15 protein-coding genes are annotated in these 21,944 nt (G+C 66.7%); 12 read left to right on the top strand and 3 right to left on the bottom strand.

Annotated elements, in window-relative coordinates:
* Positions 1-24 precede the first annotated feature (24 nt).
* From hemE to hemL, 8 genes are all read left to right on the top strand, one after another.
* A complete protein-coding gene (gene hemE, locus CKW39_RS07095; protein WP_238663050.1) occupies positions 25-1,176 on the top strand; it encodes a uroporphyrinogen decarboxylase in 1,152 nt (383 codons plus the stop codon).
* A complete protein-coding gene (gene hemG, locus CKW39_RS07090; RefSeq protein WP_095797437.1) occupies positions 1,173-2,669 on the top strand; it encodes a protoporphyrinogen oxidase in 1,497 nt (498 codons plus the stop codon). Before hemE ends, hemG begins: the two co-directional genes overlap by 4 nt.
* A gap of 39 nt (positions 2,670-2,708) precedes the next feature.
* The gene (hemQ, locus tag CKW39_RS07085) at positions 2,709-3,434 is read left to right on the top strand and encodes a hydrogen peroxide-dependent heme synthase (RefSeq protein ID WP_095797436.1); all 726 of its coding nucleotides are present in this window, start codon (positions 2,709-2,711) and stop codon (positions 3,432-3,434) included.
* A 2-nt stretch (positions 3,435-3,436) separates the two neighbouring features.
* On the top strand, positions 3,437-4,651 hold the full coding sequence (locus tag CKW39_RS07080) for a ferrochelatase (protein WP_095797435.1): 1,215 nt from the start codon (positions 3,437-3,439) through the stop codon (positions 4,649-4,651).
* Entirely contained in the window at positions 4,648-5,583 is a 936-nt protein-coding gene (gene hemC / locus CKW39_RS07075) for a hydroxymethylbilane synthase (protein WP_095797434.1), read from the top strand. Before CKW39_RS07080 ends, hemC begins: the two co-directional genes overlap by 4 nt.
* Positions 5,583-6,449, top strand: a complete 867-nt coding sequence (locus tag CKW39_RS07070; RefSeq protein WP_095797433.1) for a uroporphyrinogen-III synthase — start codon at positions 5,583-5,585, stop codon at positions 6,447-6,449. Before hemC ends, CKW39_RS07070 begins: the two co-directional genes overlap by 1 nt.
* Entirely contained in the window at positions 6,446-7,453 is a 1,008-nt protein-coding gene (hemB, locus tag CKW39_RS07065; RefSeq protein WP_095797432.1) for a porphobilinogen synthase, read from the top strand. The genes CKW39_RS07070 and hemB overlap by 4 nt, the downstream gene beginning before the upstream one ends.
* 84 nt (positions 7,454-7,537) lie before the next feature.
* Positions 7,538-8,857 carry a glutamate-1-semialdehyde 2,1-aminomutase gene (hemL, locus tag CKW39_RS07060; RefSeq protein WP_095797431.1) on the top strand — a complete coding sequence of 440 codons (1,320 nt, stop codon included), beginning with the start codon at positions 7,538-7,540 and terminating at the stop codon, positions 8,855-8,857.
* 184 nt (positions 8,858-9,041) lie between these two features.
* Here hemL and CKW39_RS07055 read toward each other — a convergent pair whose 3' ends face one another.
* Positions 9,042-9,731: a 3'-5' exonuclease gene (locus tag CKW39_RS07055; protein WP_095797569.1), complete on the bottom strand. Its 690-nt coding sequence runs from the start codon at positions 9,729-9,731 to the stop codon at positions 9,042-9,044.
* 343 nt (positions 9,732-10,074) lie between these two features.
* Here CKW39_RS07055 and CKW39_RS07050 point away from each other — a divergent pair, with 343 nt between their 5' ends.
* Together CKW39_RS07050 and CKW39_RS07045 are read left to right on the top strand one after the other, a co-directional pair.
* Positions 10,075-13,470 carry an ATP-dependent DNA helicase gene (locus CKW39_RS07050; RefSeq protein ID WP_095797430.1) on the top strand — a complete coding sequence of 1,132 codons (3,396 nt, stop codon included), beginning with the start codon at positions 10,075-10,077 and terminating at the stop codon, positions 13,468-13,470.
* On the top strand, positions 13,467-16,943 hold the full coding sequence (locus CKW39_RS07045) for an ATP-dependent DNA helicase (protein WP_095797429.1): 3,477 nt from the start codon (positions 13,467-13,469) through the stop codon (positions 16,941-16,943). The genes CKW39_RS07050 and CKW39_RS07045 overlap by 4 nt, the downstream gene beginning before the upstream one ends.
* Positions 16,944-16,995: 52 nt before the next feature.
* Here the strand turns inward: CKW39_RS07045 and CKW39_RS07040 are convergent, their stop codons facing one another.
* On the bottom strand, positions 16,996-18,123 hold the full coding sequence (locus CKW39_RS07040; RefSeq protein ID WP_254049320.1) for a macrolide 2'-phosphotransferase: 1,128 nt from the start codon (positions 18,121-18,123) through the stop codon (positions 16,996-16,998).
* 94 nt (positions 18,124-18,217) lie between these two features.
* On the opposite strand from CKW39_RS07040, the gene nudC reads away from it, so the two are divergent.
* Together nudC and CKW39_RS07030 are read left to right on the top strand one after the other, a co-directional pair.
* On the top strand, positions 18,218-19,201 hold the full coding sequence (gene nudC / locus CKW39_RS07035) for an NAD(+) diphosphatase (protein ID WP_095797428.1): 984 nt from the start codon (positions 18,218-18,220) through the stop codon (positions 19,199-19,201).
* 4 nt (positions 19,202-19,205) lie between these two features.
* The gene (locus CKW39_RS07030) at positions 19,206-21,002 is read left to right on the top strand and encodes an ATP-dependent helicase (RefSeq protein ID WP_095797427.1); all 1,797 of its coding nucleotides are present in this window, start codon (positions 19,206-19,208) and stop codon (positions 21,000-21,002) included.
* Positions 21,003-21,011: 9 nt separating this feature from the next.
* On the opposite strand, the gene CKW39_RS07025 is transcribed toward CKW39_RS07030, so the two are convergent.
* Positions 21,012-21,821, bottom strand: a complete 810-nt coding sequence (locus CKW39_RS07025) for a hypothetical protein (protein WP_129699941.1) — start codon at positions 21,819-21,821, stop codon at positions 21,012-21,014.
* Positions 21,822-21,944: the final 123 nt, after the last annotated feature.

Raw genomic sequence — 21,944 nt, 5'->3', positions numbered from 1 at the left:
TTCCTTGGCACAATGGGAGGCACTATGGCTTCCCAGGACTTCAGCGCCGCCGCGCCCAGCGACCCCGCACACCGTACCGACTCCACCGAGCAGCAGTCTTGGGATCAACGCATCGCAGCATTGAGCTCGGATCACCCGCTCAAGCGTGACGAGGTCGCCAACTCCGCGTTGATCCGCACGCTGCGTGGCTTGGGCGCGCCCCACACCCCGGTGTGGTTCATGCGTCAGGCGGGGCGCTCGCTGCCCGAGTACCGCGAGGCTCGTGAAGGCACCGGCATGTTGGAAGCGTGCCTCACCCCCGAGCTCGCTGCCGAGATCACCGTGCAGCCGGTGCGTCGCCACAAGGTGGACGCGGGCATCTTCTTCTCGGACATCGTGGTCCCCATGAAGCTGGCTGGCGTGGGCGTGGACATCGTGGCCGGTCGCGGTCCCGTCCTGGACCAGCCCGTACGCACCGCCGCCGACGTCGCGGCCTTGCCCGAACTTCCCGACGCCGCTCTCGACCCCATTCGCGAGGCCGTCTCCCGCACCGTGGACCTGTTGGGTGACACCCCTTTGATTGGTTTCGCCGGCGCACCGTTCACGATCGCTGCCTACGCCGTAGAGGGTGGCCCGTCCCGGGATCACCTGCGTCCGCGCACCATGATGCACGCGGACCCCCAGGCCTGGGATGCCCTGGCCCAGTGGGCGGCCCGGACCTCCGGTGCATTCCTGCGAGCTCAGGTCCAGGCCGGTGCCTCAGCGGTGCAGCTCTTCGACTCGTGGGCCGGTTCGCTCTCGCTCGCCGATTACCTCGAACACGTGCAGCGTCACTCGGCGGATGCACTGGCCGCCGTGGCCGATCTGGGAGTGCCGCGCATCCACTTCGGCACCGGTACGGGTGAGTTGTTGGCCGCCATGCGTGACGCAGGAGCGGACGCCGTGGGTGTCGACTACCGCATCCCCTTGGACACCGCCGTGGAACGGGTCGGAAAGCGTACGGTGGTACAAGGCAATATCGACCCCGCGTTACTGGCTGCCCCTCGATCGGTGTTGCACGAACACGCTCGCGACGTTCTGCGCCGCGGCCAGAGCGCGCTCGCACACGTGGTGAACCTGGGTCACGGCGTTCCTCCGGAAACCGACCCCGAGGTACTGACCGACCTGGTGGCCTTCATTCACAAGGAGACGCAGTGACAACTTCGCCAGGTGCAACGGCCGCTACCGGTACTCGGCGTAAGGCCCGCACGGCCCTGGTCGTGGGTGGTGGCGTTGCCGGTTTGACGGCGGCCAGAGATTTGGCCGCCGCGGGCTTGCGCGTCACGCTGGTCGAAGCCGACGATCACTTCGGCGGTGCCGTGGGCGCCCACGAGGTCGCCGGGCTGGTCCTGGACTCGGGAGCGGAGTCGTTTGCGACCCGTTCGGACGCCGTCCCGCAGCTGCTCGAAGACTTGAACCTCAGTGACCGCGTGGTCAGCCCCAATCCGGCAGGCTCGTGGTTGTACCTTCCCGAAGGTGCGATGCCCGCGCCCAACACCGGCGTGCTGGGCATTCCCGCCGACCCCGCGGCGTCGTCGTTGCGACCCGCCCTGGGACGCTCCGGAATCGCCCGCGCGCGGATGGACCGGATGCTGCCCGCTTCGGTGGGGGCGGGGGAAAAATCGCTGGGCTCGTTGGTGCGCGCCCGTCTGGGTGCCCGTGTGCTCGAGCGGCTGGTCACCCCGTTCGTGTCCGGCGTGTACTCGACCCACCCAGATGAACTCGACGTCGACGCCGTCGCCCCCGGTCTGCGCGCCGGTCTCCGCGAGCACGGCAGCCTGTGTGCGGCCGCCGGGGCCCTACGCGCCAAGAGTCCGGCCGGTGCGAATGTGGCCAGTCTGGACGGCGGCATGAACCAACTCAGCGAGCGCTTGGTGCGCGACGTGGAATCCCGCGGCGTCAAGATCGTCACCGACTACGACGTGATCGCCCTGGACCGCGATCCCCGCCGCCCCGGCTGGATGGTCATTCAACGTCAGCCACAGAACGGCGATAAGACTGCCGTGGCGCGCGGTGAGCTCCTGGTCATGGGCGCGGACGGCCCCACCACGGTGCGACTCATGGGGGGTCACCTGCCCGATTCGCAGCGTTACTCTCCGAAGCCCGGGCCGCGCGTTGCCCTGGCCACGCTGGTGTTGGACTGTCCCGATCTCGACGGCGCCCCGCGCGGCACCGGGCTGCTGGTCAGCTCGGACGTGGAAGAGGTGCGCGCCAAGGCGCTGACGCACTCGAGCGCCAAGTGGGCGTGGGTTCAGCGCGAGGCCGGAGAACACCGGCACGTTTTGCGGCTGTCCTACGGGCGTGCTGACGCCGGTTCCGACACGGTCCCACCCGAGGTCGCGTTGCCCGACGGGCACCTGATTTCACTGGCCATCAGCGACGCGCGCACCCTGATGGGGGTGCACATCGGACCCGAACAACTGGTCGGAGCGGACGTGGTGCGTTGGCACACGGCCCTTCCACGCACGGACGTGGGCCACAGCAAGCGCGTCAACGATTTCCGCCGAGCCATCAAGGACGTCCCGAACGTGATTGCCGTGGGCGCGTGGCTGTCCGGTACCGGACTGGCCGCGGTGGTGGCCGACACACGCCAGCAGGTCGCGAAACTGCTGCGCAACCACGGGTACGAAACACCCGCACAGCGGGACTGAAACTTCAGCCATGACACGAGCATCGAAAGGACACACACGATGAGTGAGCACGTACACGCAGCACAGCAATCCGCCGTCGAGACGGAGGAAACGACCGAGGAGAAGCTGTACTGGGCTGTTTACACCGTGCTGGAGCGAACCGGGGACCGCACCCCGGACGCCGATTCCGAGGCCAACCAGGCCGAATTCGATCGTCTGGTCCAGGAACTGTCCGGTGACAACGTGACCGTGCGCGGCGTGTACGACGTCTCCGGCATGCGTGACAACGCCGACCTCATGGTGTGGTTGACCGGTGATCAACCCGACGTGCTGCAGGAGGCCGTGCGCAAGATCCGCCGCCAGCCGCTGCTGGGTGGTACCCGGCAGGTGTGGAACGCCATGGGCGTGCACCGCGACGCAGAATTCACCCGCAACCACGCGCCGTCGTACGCGCGCGGTATCGCCCCCGAGAAGTGGGTGTGCGTCTACCCGTTCGTGCGCTCCTACGAGTGGTACTACATGAATTCCGAACGCCGTTCCGAAATGCTCAAGAACCACGGCATGAAGGCCCGCGACTACCCGCAGGTGCTGGCCAACACCATTGCGTGCTTCGGTCTCAACGACTTCGAGTGGCTGCTGGCCCTGGAGGCCCCCGAGCTCGTGGACCTGGTGGACCTGATGCGCGAGTTCCGCAACACCGAGGCGCGGTTGCACGTGCGCGAGGAGACCCCGTTCTACACGGGACGCCGGATCCAGACGACCGAGATTGCCGAGGTGCTGCGCTAAGCATGACACCCACCGACCAGCAAACCACCAATGCCCTGAGCGCCGCTCGGGCCGCTGAGCCCCGCCCCTTCGACGCCGTGATCCTCTCGTCCTTCGGTGGCCCCGAGGGCCAGGACGACGTGATCCCGTTCCTGCGCAACGTCACCCGTGGTCGCGGTATCCCGGACGAGCGCCTCGAAGAAGTGGCCACCCATTACCGCGCTAACGGTGGCGTGAGCCCCATCAACGCCCAGAACCGTGCGCTGCGTGACGCGCTGGAAGCGGAGCTGCGCCGCCGCGGCCTGAATGTTCCCCTGTTGTGGGCCAACCGCAACTGGGACCCCTACGTGGCCGATGTGCTCACGGAGTGCAACGACCGCGGTTACCGGGACCTGTTGATCTTGGCCACCAGTGCGTTCTCCGGGTATTCCAGCTGCCGACAGTACCGCGAGGACTACGGCATGGGGCTGGAAGAACTCGGTCTGGCGGACACGTTGCACGTGGAGAAGGTGCGCCCGTACTTCGACGAGGTGGGGTTCCTGACCCCCTCGGTGGAAGGTCTGCGGGACGCCCTGGCCAAGCTGCGCGAACGCACGGCGGAGGGCCCTTTGGAGGTGCTCTTCACGACCCATTCCGTCCCGGACACCGATGCCCATGCTTCCGGTTCTGAACGCATCGAGTTCGAGGAGAACTCCGCGTACGTGGCCCAGCACCTGGCCGCTTCACGCTGGATCGTGGCTCAGCTGGGCGACGCCATGGACAACGTGAACTGGCAGCTCGTCTACCAGTCCCGCTCCGGCCCGCCGCAGATCCCGTGGCTCGAACCGGACATCTGTGATGTGATCGAGACGCTGCCCGAGTCCGGAGTCCGGGGTGTGGCCGTTGTGCCGGTGGGCTTCGTGTCCGATCACATGGAGGTCATGTGGGACCTCGACACCGAAGCCAAGGACGCCGCGGCCGAGGCCGGTATCGCTTTCGAACGAGTGGCCACCGCGGGAACGCACCCCGCGTTCGTGGGAGCGCTCGCGGACGCCATCGAACAGCGGCTCGGCACCGAGACGGCACCGCCGCGCGTCTCGGCGTGCGGGCAGGGCACCTGGTTCGACAACTGTCCCGCGGACTGCTGCAAGAAGATCCTGCGAGGCCAGTCGGCACCGCGGCCCACCGTGGCACAGACCCCGCTGGATCAACCCATAGCCGTGGGCATGGACGATCAGGGCGAGGTGATGTACCGGTGACCGAGAGCACCTTCAGGGTCGGAACGCGTGGTTCCCAGCTGGCCATGACACAGACCGGTTACGCGGCAGACGCCCTGGGAGCGGCTGCGGGTCTGAGCCCCCAACTGATCACCGTGCGCACCGAGGGTGATGTGCTGACCGGGCCCTTGTCGCAAATGGGCGGCACCGGAGTCTTCGCGACCGCGTTGCGCGCTCGACTGTTGGATCGCGATGTGGATTTGGCGGTGCACTCCCTCAAGGACCTGCCCACCGCGCCGGTTCAGGGCCTGGTCATCGCGGCGCTTCCCGAGCGGGAGGACCCGCGCGATGCCCTGTGCGCCCGCGACGGTCTCGCCCTGGACGAGCTACCGCAGGGTGCGTCGGTGGGCACGGGATCGCCGCGCCGAGTGGCCCAGTTGAGGGCGCTGCGTCCCGATCTGAAAATTGTCGATATCCGCGGCAACGTGGGCACGCGTCTCAACCGAGTGGCCCCGGGCGACCTGGACGCGGTGGTGCTGGCGGCGTCGGGGTTGAAACGGTTGGGTCTGGAGGGCCGGATCACCGAATACCTGGATCCGCAACGAATGCTGCCCGCGCCGGGACAGGGCGCCTTGGCCCTCGAGGTCTCGAGCGAACTCGCCGAGGACTCGCCCCTGGCCCGCGGACTGGCCGCCGTGGACGACCTGCCCACCCGACTGGCCGTCACGGCCGAACGCGCCGTGCTGGCGCGCCTGGAGGCCGGTTGCGCGGCCCCGGTGGGAACCTACGCCCGCGTGGTCGGCGGTGATCTCCACCTGGACGTGGTGGTCGCCAATCCGGACGGCACCGAGGTCATGCGCCGATCGGAAGCCACGGACGAACTGTCCGTGGACGCAGCGGCCGCCCTGGGAGTGCGGATCGCGAATGAACTCTTGGCCGCCGGCGCCGACCGATTGGCGCGGTTGACCCTGTGATGTCCCGCGTGTTGGTCACCCGCGATCCTGCTTCGTCCCGTGAACTCACGGGGCTACTGCGGGACCGCGGGTACAACGTGCGCGTGGCCCCGCTGCTCGAGGCACAGCTGCCGGAGGACACCACTGCCCTGCGGTCCGTGCTCGAGCGGGCCGCTCGCCCTCAGGTTCCCACGTGGCTCACCGTCACGTCCGCGAACACGGTGTTGGCACTGGCTGCGGTGGCTTCCGATCCGGGGTGGGGTGGCGCCCTGGAACGAGCGCGGGCGAGCACACCCAGACTGTCCGTCGCAGCGGTCGGTCGCGCCACGGCGTCGGCCTTGCGCAAGGCAGGGATCGGCGTGGACTTCACCCCGCAGCGCGAACAGAGCGCCGCCGGAATGCTGGCCGAATGGCCCGACGCGTCCGCATTCACCGGGGAGGCCGCGTTGGTGCCCGCGTCGGAGCTCGCCTCGCCGACCCTGGCCGATGGGCTGACCGAGCGCGGCTACGAAGTCACGACCGCCGTCGCGTACCGGATGGTCCCCGCACCTGCGGCCACACGTCTGCACACGGACGTCGGCTCCGCGCAGGACCCACCCGTTCTGGCTGCCGACGCCGCTCGCGACCAGTGCGCGCGCGGCGAGTTCGGCGCGGTGGTGGCCACGGCGCCGTCGCGCGTTGCTGCCCTGCTGGACAACCAACCGCGACCGCCCGATGAGACGAAGTGGGTGGCCATTGGCGAGCCCACCGCCGCCGCGCTGCGCCTCCGCGGTCTTGCACCCTTTGTCGCCGACGATCCGAGTCCGGCAGCCCTGGTGGCGGCCGTGGATCGCGCCCTGGAAGATGTACTCAAGATCACTAGTTCGACCGAGGAGAAAACATCGTGAGCTCACACGCACCGCTGTACGACCTGGTGTCACGCCCGCGCAGGCTCCGCACCAACCCGGCCATGCGCCGCTTTGCCGCGGAGAACCGTGTGCACCCGGCGGAATTGATCCTGCCGGCGTTCGTCAAGGAAGGCATCTCCAAGCCCGTGGAGATCCAGTCCATGCCCGGAGTGGTTCAGCACACCGTGGACTCGCTCAAGCGGGCCGCAGCGGAGGCCGTGGAGCTGGGATTGGGCGGCATCATGTTGTTCGGCATCCCGGAGACCCGTGACGCCGTGGGGTCGGCCTCCCTCGACGAGGACGGGATCCTGAACCACGCCATTGCTCAGGTGCGGGCGGAGGTGGGCGATGACATCGTGGTCATGTCCGACCTGTGCCTGGACGAATTCACCGACCACGGCCACTGCGGCGTGCTGGACGATGACGGCGTGGTCGACAATGACGAAACGCTGCGGATCTACGCCGAAATGGGCGTGGCCCAGGCGCAGGCCGGAGCCCACATGGTGGGCCCGTCCGGCATGATGGACGGCCAGGTGGGCGTGATCCGCGCGGCACTGGATTCCGCCGGCTACCAGGATGTCTCGGTGCTGGCGTACTCCGCCAAGTACAACTCGGCGTTCTACGGTCCGTTCCGCGAGGCCGTGGATTCGGCGCTCACGGGTGATCGCAAGACCTATCAGATGGACCCGTCGAACCGTCGCGAGGCGCTGCACGAGCTGCAACTGGACCTGGACGAGGGCGCGGACATGGTCATGGTCAAGCCGGCCATGAGCTACCTGGACATCCTGCGGGATGTGGCCGAGGTGTCCCCGGTGCCCGTGTCCGCGTACCAGATCTCCGGTGAGTACGCGATGATCGAGGCCGCAGCGGGTAACGGCTGGATCGACCGCGACACAGCGGTCAAGGAGTCCGTGCTGTCCATCAAGCGCGCGGGAGCCAATTCAATTTTGACGTACTACGCCGCCGAACTGGCGCGCTGGTACCGCCAGGACAACGGGAACTAAATCAGACTGCCGCCGCGCGTGCCCCCAACCGGCCGCGGCACACACGACCGGGAAGATCCCCGGTGGAAGGAACCAAGTGATCTCATGAGTGTCTCCCAAGAACTGTTCGACCGTGCTCAACGCGTGATGCCCGGCGGCGTGAACTCCCCGGTGCGCGCCTTCAACTCCGTGGGCGGTACCCCTCCGTTCATCTCCGCAGCCAAGGGTCCGTACCTGACCGATGTGGACGGTCGCGAATACGTGGACCTCGTGGGTTCGTGGGGTCCGGCACTGCTGGGCCACGCGCACCCCGTGGTGTTGGAATCGGTGCACGAGGCTGTGGAGCGCGGCCTGTCCTTCGGTGCCACGACTCGCGGCGAGACCGAACTGGCCGAGCTGCTGGTCGATCGTGTGGGCCCGGTGGAGGAGATCCGCATGGTCTCCACGGGCACCGAGGCCACCATGACCGCTTTGCGCCTGGCCCGCGGTTTCACCGGCCGCGACCTGGTCATCAAGCTCGCCGGTTGCTACCACGGTCACGTGGACTCGCTGCTGGCCGAGGCCGGTTCCGGCGTGGCCACCCTGGCCCTGCCGGGCTCGGCGGGCGTGACCGAAGCGACGTCATCCCAGACGCTGGTGCTGCCGTACAACGATGTCACCGCCTTGGAACAGGCCTTCGCGGATCACCCGGGCGAGATCGCCGCGGTGATCACGGAGGCAGCGCCCTGCAACATGGGCGTGGTGACCCCGGAGAACAACTTCAACGCCGAGATCCGCCGCGTGACCCAGGAACACGGCGCGCTCATGATCCTGGACGAGGTGCTCACCGGGTTCCGCGTGCACGAGGCCGGTTACTGGGGTCTCACTAACGAGGCAGAGGGCGGCTGGACCCCCGACCTGTTCACGTTCGGCAAGGTGATTGGCGGCGGCCTGCCCACCGCGGCACTCGGTGGCCGCGCGGACGTCATGAACTATCTGGCTCCGACCGGTCCGGTGTACCAGGCGGGCACACTGTCCGGTAACCCGATCGCCATGGCGGCCGGCCTGGCCACGCTCAAGTGTGCCGATCGCATTGCCTACCAGACGATCGATCGCCGCTCCGAGCAGCTGCGTGACGCCGTGCGCTCGGCACTGGACACCGCTGGCGTGAACTACTCGATCCAGGAGGCGGGCAACCTCTTCTCGATCGCGTTCGGCACTCGCGACACCGGCGTGCACAATTACGCGGACGCCAAGGCACAGGAAACCTTCCGCTACACCCCGTTCTTCCACGCGATGCTGGACGCGGGCGTGTACCTGCCGCCCTCGGTCTTCGAGGCGTGGTTCCTGTCCGCAGCCCACGATGACTCGGCCATGGACCGGATCATCTCCGCACTGCCCGCCGCCGCTCAGGCCGCTGCGGAGGCCCAGCCCGAGCGGGGCTGATTCCGTTTCTGCGGGATGCGGGCCATTTGGTGCGGGTTTACTCCACGGTAGACCGGTTTACCGTGCAGTAAGACCGCATCAAAAGGTGGTTGGCTCCCACGACGGCGACGGCGCCGCGTCCCTTGCCGGGGCGCGGCGCCGTCGTTCTTTCTGGACACTGGGCGGATTTGGCTTCAACATTCGGTCAAACTCGGTGGTGGACCGGCCAGGTGCCTTCCACCACGGCGTCCGGGTCGCGGCGTCGGAAATACTCCTGCAGTGACGCCGCCTGCTCAGCGGCCCATCCGATTTGGGCCCTGTGGAGTTCGCTCGCCGTGGCCTGCAGTTCGGCGAATTTCTCAGCCATGGCCGCGGCTAACCGTTCGGTGGCCAGGGCATCTGCGGCGGAGGTGTGAGCGGCGTCGAGCACCACGCCGTACTCCTCGCACAAGGCCCCCAGCGTGCGCTTGCCCTTTCGGAATTTGTGCACCTGCTTGTTCAGGATGAACGGGTCGAGCACGGGAAACGGCTCCACCCAGGGCACGCCGTGTCGCTCGCCCTCGCGAGCCAGGACCGTCAGGTCGTAGGCGGCATTGAAGGCGAGTACCGGGGTGCCTTGCCCCCACAGTTCGGCCAGAACGGCGGTCAATTCGGTGACGACGGCGCTCGCGGCCTGTCCCTCGGCCCGCGCCTTCTCGGTGCTGATCCCGTGGACCGCGGCGGCGGCCTCCGGGATCTCGACGCCGGGATCGGCGAGCCATTCCCACTCGCTGACGACGGCGCCGTCGGGAGCCACGAGGACGACCGACGCTGTGACGATGCGGGCGGTCTGTGGATCGCGGCCGGTAGTTTCCAGGTCGAAGCACGCCCTGGGGAGTGCGGTCCAGGGCGTCATGGGATCGACCGGTGCGGGCTCAGCACCTGTGCCCTCCGGCACTGCAAAAGCTTTGGTTCCGGGCTCACTGTCTGCCGGAATGTGGACCGTCGGTCGGGCGGGTGCGGCGGGAGGCGCCTGGGGCGTCGAAAGTGCGGGACTTTCCGCGACGTCGAACAGCGTGTCCTGTGTGGGATCTTCGGCGGATTTCTGGGAATCGGTGGCTTGCGCGGTGTCGGGGACGTCGAAGAGAGCCGGCTGATCGTGCGGCGAGTGCTGCTGCGGGGAAGGCATGGTGTTTACGCTACCGGCTCCGTCCGTCGGTGTCGTTATGCGTGTCCGCCGGGCGTGATGTGATGGGACCATGCAGACGCAGCATGAGACCCCCTGGCGGATCCTTCCGCCGCGCTCCGTCACGGGGAGTGGCCGGACGTTCACTCCGGATGCCCATCAGCGGGCCGTGACCGAGCTGGAACCGGGACACGGCCCGGTGCTGGTGTTGGGGGCGCCGGGTACGGGTCGTTCGAGCACGCTCGTGGAGTTCGTGGTGCGGCGTTTGGCCGCGGCCGCAGATCCGCAATCGATGCTGGTGCTTGCACCCACGCGAACTCAGGCCGCCGAGCTGCGCGATGCGATCAGCCAGCGCGCGGCAGCCACCATCAGCACGCCGCTCGTGCGGGCCTGGCAGGCTTACGCCTTCGACCTGTTGCGCCGAGCCCACGCGCAAGGTCTGCTCCCCGGTGTCATGGAGCCCCCCGTCTTGCTGTCGGGTCCGGAACAGGATGCGTTCATCGCGGACATGATGCGCGGACACACCGCGGGGCACGGGACAGGAATGGTGTGGCCAGCGGACCTGGACCGCGCGTTGCAGACGCGGGGTTTCAGGGGACAACTGCGCGAACTGTTCGACCGCATGAACGAATACCGCATGCCGCCGGAGCGGCTCTCATCATGGGCCGAGCCGCTGGGCCACCCGGAATGGCGCACGGCAGCGGCGTTTCGTGCCGAGTACCAGCAAGTGCGTGCGCTGCGCATGCCCAACGCCTTCGACCCGTCCGAGCTCGTGGACCGTGCCGCCAGGGTGTTGGAGGAGAACTCCGAGTTCCTCGCGGAGGAACGAGCGCGCCTCGGTGTCGTTCTGGTGGACGATCTGCAGGAGGCAACGCCCTCGGTCTACCGCTTGATCGGAGTACTGACCCGCGGGGCGGATGCCATCTATACGGCTAACCCGGATACGACCGTCCAAGGATTCCGTGGCGCGCGCCCGGACCTGCTGCGTACTCTGCAGGACCGCGTGGGTACGGAGCGGTACCCGCTACGTCGGATGTCATTGGACCTCACTCATCGACTCCCATCGGACGTCAATCAAGCCTGGCAACGCGTTGCCCGAGCGATTTCAGTCGTGGCCGGAGCCCGGATCAACCGAGCGCCGGAGTCCTCCGTAGAGAACACGGGCTCGATGCGCGCGGTGGTCTTCGACTCGCCCACGGCTCAGGCCCGATGGTGTGCCGATCACTTCCTGCGGCTCCACGTGCTGGAAGGGGTGCCGTACCGGGAGATGGCAGTGATCGTGCGCAGCGGTTCGCAGTTGTCGTCGTTGACCCGGCAGCTGTCTTCGCTCGGGGTCCCCACCACCTCTTCCGCGGCCGAAACGCCCTTGCGCGAGGAACCGGCCGTGATTCCGCTGCTCAACGCACTACGGCTCTTGCTGGACTCCCAAGGGAAGCCCTCCGGCCCCGATGGAGCTGAGACCCGCGAAACCGCCATCAATGACGAAGAACCGCGGTTGTTGACCGCGGAGGCCGCGGTCGCTCTGTTGACGTCCCGGTTGGGAGGGGCTTCGCCCATGGATGTGCGTCGCATCCGGCAGCGACTGCGTGTCTACGAACTCAGCACCGGCGGCGGACGCACCAGTGACACACTGCTGGTTGAAGCCTTGACTGACGGTGTGCTGCTGGAGGCCGCCGGGGTCCGGTCGGGCCCGGCTCACCGCATCGCGGACATGTTGCACGCGGGGCAGGAGGCTTTGGCCACCCCCGGTGCCACCGCCGAATCGGTCTTGTGGGCGCTCTGGAATGCGTCGGGGGTTGCCGAGCTGTGGCGGCGTCGAGCGATCTCGGGTGGCGCGGAGTCCGTGCGGGCCGATCGTGACCTGGATGCCGTGGTCGGGCTCTTCGAATCCGCCGAGCGTTTCGTGGATCAGGTACCCGGGGCCACGGCGCAGGCCTTCATGGATTACATGGAGCACCAGGAATTGCCCATGGACACGCTGGCCGCTCGTGCTCCCGCGGAGGACAACGTGTCGATCTTGACCCCGGCGGGGTCCGCCGGGCGCCAGTGGGCCCACGTGGTCGTGGCCGGAGTCCAGCAGGGCGTGTGGCCCAACACGACTCTGCGCGGTCAGCTGCTCGGAACAGATGTCCTCACCGATGCCTTGGATTTCGGGGTGGAGCAGGCGGCCCGGTTGGGGCCCTTGGACCGGTTGCGTCAGGTGCGATTCGACGAGCTGCGTCAGTTCGCCACGGCGGTCTCGCGTGCGAGCTCTTCGCTGGTGGTTTCGGCGGTGTCCAATCAGGATGAGCAGCCCTCAGAGTTGTTGGACCTGGTCGCCTCGGGATGGGGCGGGGAGGACTCCGGGCATGAGCTGGAGTATCTGGAGGCGCCGGTGCCACTGACCTTGCGCCAGCTGACGGGGTCACTGCGTCGAACGGTTTTCGATGCCGAGGAGGCCCCCGAACTGGGCGAAGCGGCAGCGCGGTTGCTGCACGAGTTCACCTCTCTTACCGAGCCCGTGCGTGGCGCAGATCCGCAGGAATGGTGGGGGTGGGCCCCGCTCAGTAGCGACGAGCCGCTGTTCGCTGCGGATGATCCGATTCCGGTGTCCCCGTCGAAGATCGAAACCATTCACCGGTCACCCCTGGACTGGTTCGTGAGTGAGGCCAAGGCCGAGGAGGTCACCGACTTCAGCCGGAGCCTAGGAACCCTCGTTCACGACATTGCCGAAACCATGCCGGATGCTCCGAGCACCGAACTGATCGCGGAGCTGCGACGCCGGTGGCCGAGCCTGGGTATGCCTCCCGGGTGGATCACCGACACGGAACAGGAACGCGCGGAGATCATGCTGCGCAAGTTCGCGGAATATGTGATCAATGCGCGCAAGGATGACGGACGCGAGCTGGTGGGAGTCGAAGGGAGTTTCCACGTGCTCGTGCGCGGGGAAGCCCGAGATGCTCTGCTGCGCGGTCGCGTGGACCGATTAGAGGTTGATGCTCAGGGCCATCACATGGTGGTCGACCTCAAGACGGGCAAACACCAGCCGGCAAGCAAGAAGATCGAGAACCACCCGCAATTGGGGGCCTACCAAGTGGCCCTGCAGGCCGGGGCGGGTGAGCAGATGCGTCGCGAAGTCGAGATCAGGGAACGAGCCGTGGCTGCCGGCGAGGATCCGGATGCCGCCGTGCGGCAGGCCGGTTCCGAACCCATCGAACTGCCCCAGGGAACCGTGATCGCCCAGCCAGGCGGAGCGCTGCTGGTTCAACTGGGCACGAGTAACAAGAAAGTGGGAACCCAAAACCAGCAGCCCCTGGATCCGGAGCATCTGTGGGCCAGGGACCTCATTACCCGTGCCGCGGACCTGGTCTCGGGAACGCGGTTCGAAGCCCGGCACGATTCGGAACACGGGTCCAATTTCGGTTTGCGATGCACCCTGCCCTGGGTGTGTCCGTTGTGCGCAGAAGGTCGACAGGTGAGCGAACGATGACCACCCCCCAGTACTCTCCCTTCGACATTGCCGAGGCACTGGGGGATTTCCCTCCCACACAGCAGCAAGCCGAAGTCATTTCAGCTCCGCTGACGCCACGGCTCGTGGTGGCCGGTGCGGGGTCCGGAAAGACCACCACCATGTCCGATCGGGTGGCGTGGTTGGTGGCCAATCGGCTCGTGGAACCGGAACAAATACTGGGTGTGACCTTCACCCGCAAAGCCGCCGGCGAACTGGCCGAGCGCATTCAGGGCAAGCTGCGCGGACTGCGTCGTGCGGGACTGCTGGGGCCGGAAGCACAACTGGTCGCGGCACCCCACGAGTCGCCGTTTGCACCCGAGCCCGGTGATTCCGATGAACCGGTTGTGCCGCAAGAACCCACCGTGAGCACCTACCACTCCTACGCCAACTCGCTGGTGCGCAGCTACGGACTCAGGTTGGGGGTCGAGGCGGATACTGTGCTCATGGGTCAGGCGCAGGCGTGGCAATTGGCGCACCGACTCGTGGAGAGCTGGGACGGACCATTGCCGGAAAGCATGCCGGCGGTCTCCACGCTCACGACCGGATTGATGAGTCTGGCCTCGGAGTCCTCCGAGCATTTGGTCTCGCCGCACCACGTGGGGCAGTGGGCCCACCAGTTCCGGATGAGCTGTGTGGATGTTCCGCCGGTCGGTAGGAAAAAGGCGATTGCCAAGCCCATCCAAGATGCGCTCAAAAGATTGGAAACCACGGAACTACTCGCTCAACTGGTCGAGCGATTCCAACGAGTGAAGACGATTGAATCTGCCCTGGACTACGGCGATTTGCTGGCGCTCGCGGCGGAGATCGTGCATGTAGACCCTCGAGCCTGTGCCACCGAACGTGACCGCTTCAAAGTGGTCTTGTTGGACGAATTCCAGGACACTTCCCACGCTCAGCTCAAGCTGTTCTCCGGACTCTTTGGGGACGGGCACTGCGTGATGGCCGTGGGTGATCCGCAGCAGTCCATTTACGGGTTCCGTGGCGCGTCTGCGGGGCAGCTGTTCAGCTTTGTGGAGAACTTTCCGCGCAGCAACGGGGATTCCGAAGAGCCGGCTGCGTTTGCGGATTCGAGTTTCCTCACGGTGGCCTGGCGGAACTGCCAGTCCGTCCTGGACGCGGCCAACCGGATTGCCGCGCCCCTGCGTACCCCACCACCGTGGAATCGTTCCGCGTCTACCGTGCAGGTGCCCCCGCTCGATCCCTCGCCCCATGCCACGGTCGGGACTGTGCGGGTGAGCCGGTACGTCACAGACTCGGAGGAGGCTCAGGCCACGGCTCGGGCTATCGCGGAACAGCGGCGCGCCCACGAAGGACAGCCGCTGGACGAGATGCCCACCATGGCTGTTCTGTGCAGGAAGCGGGCTCAGTTCGAACCGATCCGCTTGGAACTCGAGGCGCTGGATGTGCCGTACGAGGTGGTCGGGCTCGGCGGGCTCCTCAGCACCCCCGAAGTCGCAGATATTGTGGCCACGCTGTACGTCTTGACCGACCCTGGACGTTCCGATGCACTGGCGCGGTTGTTGGCCGGTTCCCGTTGGCGGATCGGACCCAAGGATCTCGCGGCGCTGGGGGATTGGGCGGGTCACCTAGAGCAAACTCGGTCCCGCGCGGCTGCGGCGCAGCGAACCGAACTCTCCGCGGAAGAACTCGCAGAATCACCCGCTGAAGAACCCGCAGTTGCCGTGGTTGAAGGCGACATCGTGGACCGGGCGAGTCTGATTGAGGCCATTGAGACGCTGCCCTCGGAAACGTGGGTGTCCTACCGTGGTCGCTCCATCAGCCCCCAGGCGTTGGGCAGGATGCAGATACTTCGATCCGAACTCAACCATTTGCGGTCGGTGCTCGGTGACGAACTCACCTCTGTGATCCATGAGGTGGAGACCACTCTCGGTTTGGACGTGGAACTGGCCGCGAGCCCCGGCATGACGCCCGCTCAGGCACGAAAGAACGTGGACAGTTTCTACGACCAGGCCGTCCAATTCAGCGCGACTACCCGCACGCACGACGTTGCGACCTTCCTTGCGTGGCTCGAGGCCGCCGCCCACGAGGAAAACGGGTTGGAACTCCCGCCGGGGGAGACCCGTCACGACGCCGTTCAGTTGCTGACGGTGCACGCGGCCAAGGGCCTGGAATGGGATCACGTCTACGTGCCGGGGATGAACCAGGGAGATTTTCCCTCGAAACGGAAATCAGCCTGGACCGGAGACTCTTCAAAATTGCCGTGGCCCCTGCGTGGTGATGCCCAACAGCTGCCGCAGTGGAACGCTGATCCCACGGACGTGGAAACGCTCAAGGAATCGTTCGAACTCTTCCTGGCAGACGCCGGCACGCATGATGAAGCCGAGGAACGCCGCCTGGCCTACGTTGCCTGCACACGAGCCAAAACACTACTTGAACTGTCGTGTTCGGTGTTCCGAGGCACCGCGAAAACCGCGCATGACCCGTCGGTCTTCCTGGAGGAAGTACGGGCCATGACGGAGGAGTCCCATCCCGGTCTCGAGCTGGGGGAGTGGGCCGAGGTTGAGCCGGGCACCGACAATCCCCAGGCGGACACCGTGTTGAGTGCGCTGTGGCCTTACGATCCCCTCGAGGGGCCGGAGATCGTTCGCAAGGAGCGGTCCGTTGACGGCCAGGAAAAGCTCACGGTCTCGACGCCCGTGCACAGCGGTCGGCGCGAACGCATGGACCGTGCGGCCCACGCGGTCCAGACAGGTGGCTTCGATACCACCCGGGAGTTCACGGCGGAGCAACTTGAAACCGGTGAGCACGGGGAAACCGTCAAACGCTGGCGGCGGGAGGCGGAACTGCTCATCGCCAAGCGGGACGCGGTGGAACAGCGCAACACCGTGCACATGCCCTCTCACGTCTCCGCGTCCGCCCTGGTCGCCATGGACTCCAACCCTGAAGCCTTCATCATGGGGTTGCGCCGTCCTATGCCCGCACGACCCGGCTCTGCGGCTCGCGCTGGTACGACGTTCCACACGTGGGTCGAGAATTTCTTCGGTGACTCGGCGATCTTCGACATGGATGAATTGCCGGGTGCCGACGACTACGTGGATGAAGAGCTCGACCTGCCCGCGCTCGCCGAGACCTTCCGCGCGAGCCAGTGGGCGAATCGTCAACCGTACGCGATCGAGCTGCCGGTGGAGACGCCAGTGGGCTCGGTGACCGTGCGCGGCCGGATCGACGCCGTCTTCCGAACGGACTCCGGTGGTTGGGACCTCATCGATTGGAAGACGGGACGAGTGCCTCACGGCCAGGATTTGCGCAGGAAGTCAGGACAGCTGGCGCTTTACCGGTTGGCATTCGCCCGGTTGCACGGACTGGACCTGAGCGATGTCTCTGCCGCCTTCTACTACGTGACCGAGGACAGGGAAGTCCGCCCGCACGACCTCGCCACGGAACAGGAACTGGAGGCGATCGTCGAGTCGATGTATCAAGTGCATGGCTGACAAGATCCCTTGGTGTCAACGTGGCTGCAATGCAGTTATTACGGCGTAGGAATTAATCCTGGGGGCGCGCAGCGGACGATCCTATGGAGCCAGAGCCAGAGCCAGAGCCAGAGCCAGAGCGGTAGCCGGATCCGACGGCTGGCGTAGCCTCTGGACGCAATCCCTTCTCCGGCTCCACCTCTGACGGCTCCGGAATCACTCCTGGTGCTGGAGAACCGGTGCGTTCCACGTCCAGCGTCAGGGTGTTGAGCATCCGCTCGGCGTCCTTGACCATGGACTCGATGCCGCGGTCCACACCGCGCACAAGCCACTCGGCCAGAGCGAACTCCGCGGCCAGATGGGCCCGGCGCAACAGGTGCCGGTCGGGTGGTTGCACGGCCGCGACCGAGTACGCCTCAAGTACCGTGTCCGCGAACTCCGAATTCGCCATGCCCACGAGCCACGCGAAATCTACGGCGGGGTCACCCACGTGCAGGTCGCTCCAGCCGGTCAGGGCTCCCAGGGCACCTTCGTGCACGATCACGTTGTCTTCATGGAGGTCACCGTGAACCACGCGGGTCGAGAACCGCCACAGTGTGGTGTCCTCGAGCGCATGTTCCCAACGGCGCAACAGCTGACCGGGAATCCGTCCGGTAGTCGCAGCCCGGTCCAGGTCGTGCAGCATGCGGCTGCGGCACTGCTCGGCACTGTAGGCGGGCAGGTCGGCGTCCATGACCAGCGCCCGGGGCAGGGAATGAATGGCGGCCAGTGACCTGCCGACCTGAACCGCCAGGGGGGCGCGCGGTTCAGCACTGGGAGCGGGAGCCCGTGACGGCGCTACAGGATTCTCGTTCTGCCGGGACATCTCAGCCAGTGTGAGCGTGGTCCCGGGCAGGTGTGAGTACACGAATGTGCGCAGCCCGGATTGCTCGACCGAACCCACCACGCTGGGCAAATGGAACGGCAGGTGGGCACGCACCGACGGCGTGAAGGCCCCCAGAACCAGGTGCTCGGTTTCGAGCCGCATACTGGCCTCGGCATTGAGCGGGCTGCGAACACGCCACCGCTTGTTCTGCGTGTCTTTGACCACGCACGATCGGAAATCAGAGTTGTCATCGGGAGAAGGACCGGTCGCCACCGGGGCGATACTTGGCACGGCGGCGGCGGCGATGGCTGCGAGCAATTCGGGGGTCGTTCTCACCACATCCACACTACCGGGAGTGCGCTGAGCACGGGCCCAACGGTTACCCACAGCCCCCTGCGACCTACCGGGGGACGCGGACTACAGTGGACGGGTGACTTCTTCCGACCCCATCACCTGGACGCATGACCGCTCCGTGCCCGGACTGAACCCTGCGGACCTGCCGTTCGCGGCGTCGTCGTTCGACCGCGACGCCGTGGACCGCGAGCAACACGACCTGCGGGCCGCAGCGGCCACGGACCCGGCTGCGCGCGTGCTCGTCATGGTGGGCGGCGACGCGCCCGTGCGTGACGGGCGTCTGGTACTCGAGGACTACGACGCCGCCCCGGCCGCGAGCGATGACCCGGCCCACCCGGACGTGTACCTGGGCAGACTGCGCGGGGACGGGGCACCCGTGGTGCTGCGCAGCTTCCCGGCGGGCACAGACCTTCCCGGCCAGGACGATGTTGTGCGGGCCGGTTTGCGCGTGCTCGGCACCGAACTTGAGCCGGAAGAAACGTCGCTCCTGGTCACCGCGCAGTCGGTGGCGCTGTGGCACCGTGACCACCCGCGGTGCCCGCGCTGCGGCACGGTGACCGAGGTGATCCGGTCCGGCTGGGCGCGCGAATGCCCCGAGGACCAGTCCCTGCATTTTCCTCGCACGGACCCCGCGGTGATTGTGGCGATCACGGATGGCAACGAGGATCCGGAGCAGGAACGTATTCTGCTGGGTCGATCGTCGCTGTGGGCCAGCAACCGGTTCTCCACGCTGGCCGGATTCGTGGAACCTGGTGAATCCGCCGAACAAGCGGTGGTGCGCGAGATCTTCGAGGAGGCGGGCATTGTGGTGGGCTCGGTGCACTACCAGGGCTCGCAGCCATGGCCGTTCCCGCGCTCCCTCATGTTGGGGTTCCGCGCCGTTGCCCAAACTATCGACTTCACCCCGGACGGTCAGGAGATTTTGGACCTGCGCTGGTTCACCCGGGCGGAGTTGAAGGCTGCGGCGATCGAGCAGTCCATCGTGTTGCCCGGCCGAATTTCCATTGCTCACGCCCTGATCGTGAGCTGGCTGGGCGAACCGCTACCGGAAGGCAACTGAGCCATTGGCGAGTGACGCATCGGCCGAAGAACGAATCCTGGGCGGGTTGGATCCCGAACAGCGCGTGGTGGCGACCACTCTGCAGGGTCCGGTGTGCGTGCGGGCCGGAGCAGGGACGGGTAAGACCCGCGCCATCACCCACCGCATTGCGTGGGGCATCGCCTCAGGCGTGTACACGCCGCAGAAAACCCTGGCGCTCACGTTCACTGCGCGGGCGGCCAACGAGATGCGGCAGCGGTTGCGGCAACTGGGCGCCCCCGGAGTTCAGGCACGGACCTTCCACTCCGCCGCACTGCGGCAACTGCAGTACTTCTGGCCGCAGGCCGTGGGCGGGCCCCCGCCCGGCCTGGTTAATCACAAGGCCCGGTTGTTGACCGAGGCCGCCCAATCCATGCGTCTCACCACCGACCGGGCGACGGTGCGCGACGTGGCAGGGGAGATCGAGTGGGCCAAGGTCTCCATGCTCACCCCTGACACTTATGCCGCCGCGGCCGAAAAGCGCAGCATGCCCATGGGCTACGACGTGCGCACCATGCAGCGTCTCTACCAGTCCTACGAGGACCTCAAGGCGGACCGCCACCTGATCGACTTCGAGGACGTCCTGCTCATCACAGTGGGCATCCTGGAGGAGGACGAGCGGATTGCCGCGGCCGTCCACGCGCAGTACCGCCAGTTCGTGGTGGATGAGTACCAGGACGTTTCGCCCTTGCAACAGCGATTGCTCGACGCGTGGCTCGGACAGCGCGACGACGTGTGCGTGGTGGGGGACGCCTCCCAGACGATCTATTCGTTCACCGGCGCCACCTCCCGGCACTTGCTGGAGTTCCCGTCCCGTCATCCGAATGCTCGCGTGGTCGAACTGATCCGCGACTACCGATCGACTCCGCAGGTGGTCAACACCGCCAACCAGTTGCTCGCCGCTCGCCGCCCCGCTGCCGGTTCAACCCCCGGAACCTGGGCGACGCCGCTGCAGCTCATCTCCCAGCGCCCGGCCGGCCCAGAACCGTCCTGGAACGAATACCCGGACGACGAGGCCGAGGCCGCCGGAGTGGCCACGCGCATCCAGGACCTTATCGACGACGGCGTTCCCGCCCGAGAGATCGCCGTCCTGTTCCGCACCAACGGACAATCCCAAGCCTTCGAGGCCGCTCTCGCAGACGCCAACATCGGTTTCCAACTGCGCGGCACCGAGCGGTTCTTCAACCGCCCCGAGATCCGGCAGGCACTCGTGCAGATCCGTTCTGCGGCCAAGACCTTGGGGGATGAGCCCGTGCGGGTTCCGCAGCAGGTCAGGGACATGCTCAGTTCCCTGGGATACTCGGCGCGGGCGCCCCGTTCAGACAGTGCCACCCGTGCCCGGTGGGAGTCGCTGTCCGCGTTGGTGTCCCTGGCTGATTCCATGGCTCACCGGGCCGCCGAGGAGGACGAGGAATTCACCCTCCAGGAGTTCTCGGACGAACTGGAACGGCGGGCCAAGGCCCAGGAGGCACCCGTGATGGACGGCGTGACGCTGGCCTCGATGCACTCGGCCAAGGGCCTGGAATGGGACGCCGTGTTCCTGGCAGGACTGTCCGAGGGGCTCATGCCCATCTCCTTCGCAGACACCGCGGACGGTGTGGACGAAGAACGGCGGCTGCTCTACGTGGGCATTACCCGCGCCCGTGAGCATCTGGTGTTGTCCTGGTCACTGTCGCGCACTCCGGGAGGACGACCCACCCGGTCGCGCTCGCGATTCCTGGACGCGATCCTGCCGGCGGCGGCATCGAACGTGGCTCAGCGGCACGTTCGCACGCGCCGCTGAGGCGGAGTTTCAGCCATCCAACGCACACAGGCAGTCCGCTCGCGGTGTCAACGTCGACCGATGCAGACCGTAGCGAAGCGTGATCGTTCCCGGAGATTCGGCATCCCAAGTGTTCTGCACATTAGTGTTCTGCGGATTGAGTGACTGTCCCAGCAAGTCGACGGCGATCCCGGACGCGGTGATGACGCGAGTCAACGTGGTCAGTGCGAGGGAATGCGCGGTGGCCACGGCGTCAGGATCCAGCGGCGGTTGATCCCGCAACACCTTTCGAGCATCTCGCACGGCATTGACTATGCACTCCCTGCACGGGCGCCGGTACCAGGGCACCAGTGGCCAGGTCAGTGACACGGATCCGTCCGTGACCACCGTGATCGTGGGGAGATGAGCGTCCGGGGAAGCGGCCAAGTCCACAACGGTGAGGTCCTGGGGAAGCGGTCCCGTCACAGAGGCGCTGCGCAGCATCGCGGCCGAGGGAATGACCGAGGAGCAGAACAGCTCCGGTGCGCTCAACGGAACGCAACGTGGCCACCGGTTACGCAGTAGCTTGCGCAGCGCATACTCCCGCGGGGACCCTTCCAGGGCGGGTGGATACGGTCCCGTGGCAGTGTCCTGCGAGGTCACTGGGCCCGGATCCGTGACGTTGATCAAGCACACCCCCGCATCCGCCAGGAGCAGGGCGGCGGTCGCGGTCACTGGATCCAGACCCGCGATCAGCACGTGCACCTCATCCGGGTGCATCTGAGGGCTGGCAGACCATTGATCGTTCGATTCGGGGGCTTCCCCCGAATTAGTTGATGAAGTGGCGGGTGTAGGCGTCATGAACTGCTCCGAGGTCGGGAACCGGGTGGGTCTCTCAGGCTGTCAACTTACGGTCCGCTACGCAGCAGAAATCCCGTCATCCACAGTTCGAGTGGATACTGCACGGGGTACGCAGTCTTGGCT

Origin of the sequence: Kocuria sp. WRN011 (assembly GCF_002295155.1) — a bacterium.
GTDB lineage: Bacteria > Actinomycetota > Actinomycetes > Actinomycetales > Micrococcaceae > Kocuria > Kocuria carniphila.
This window is presented reverse-complemented; position numbering and strand designations above follow the sequence as displayed.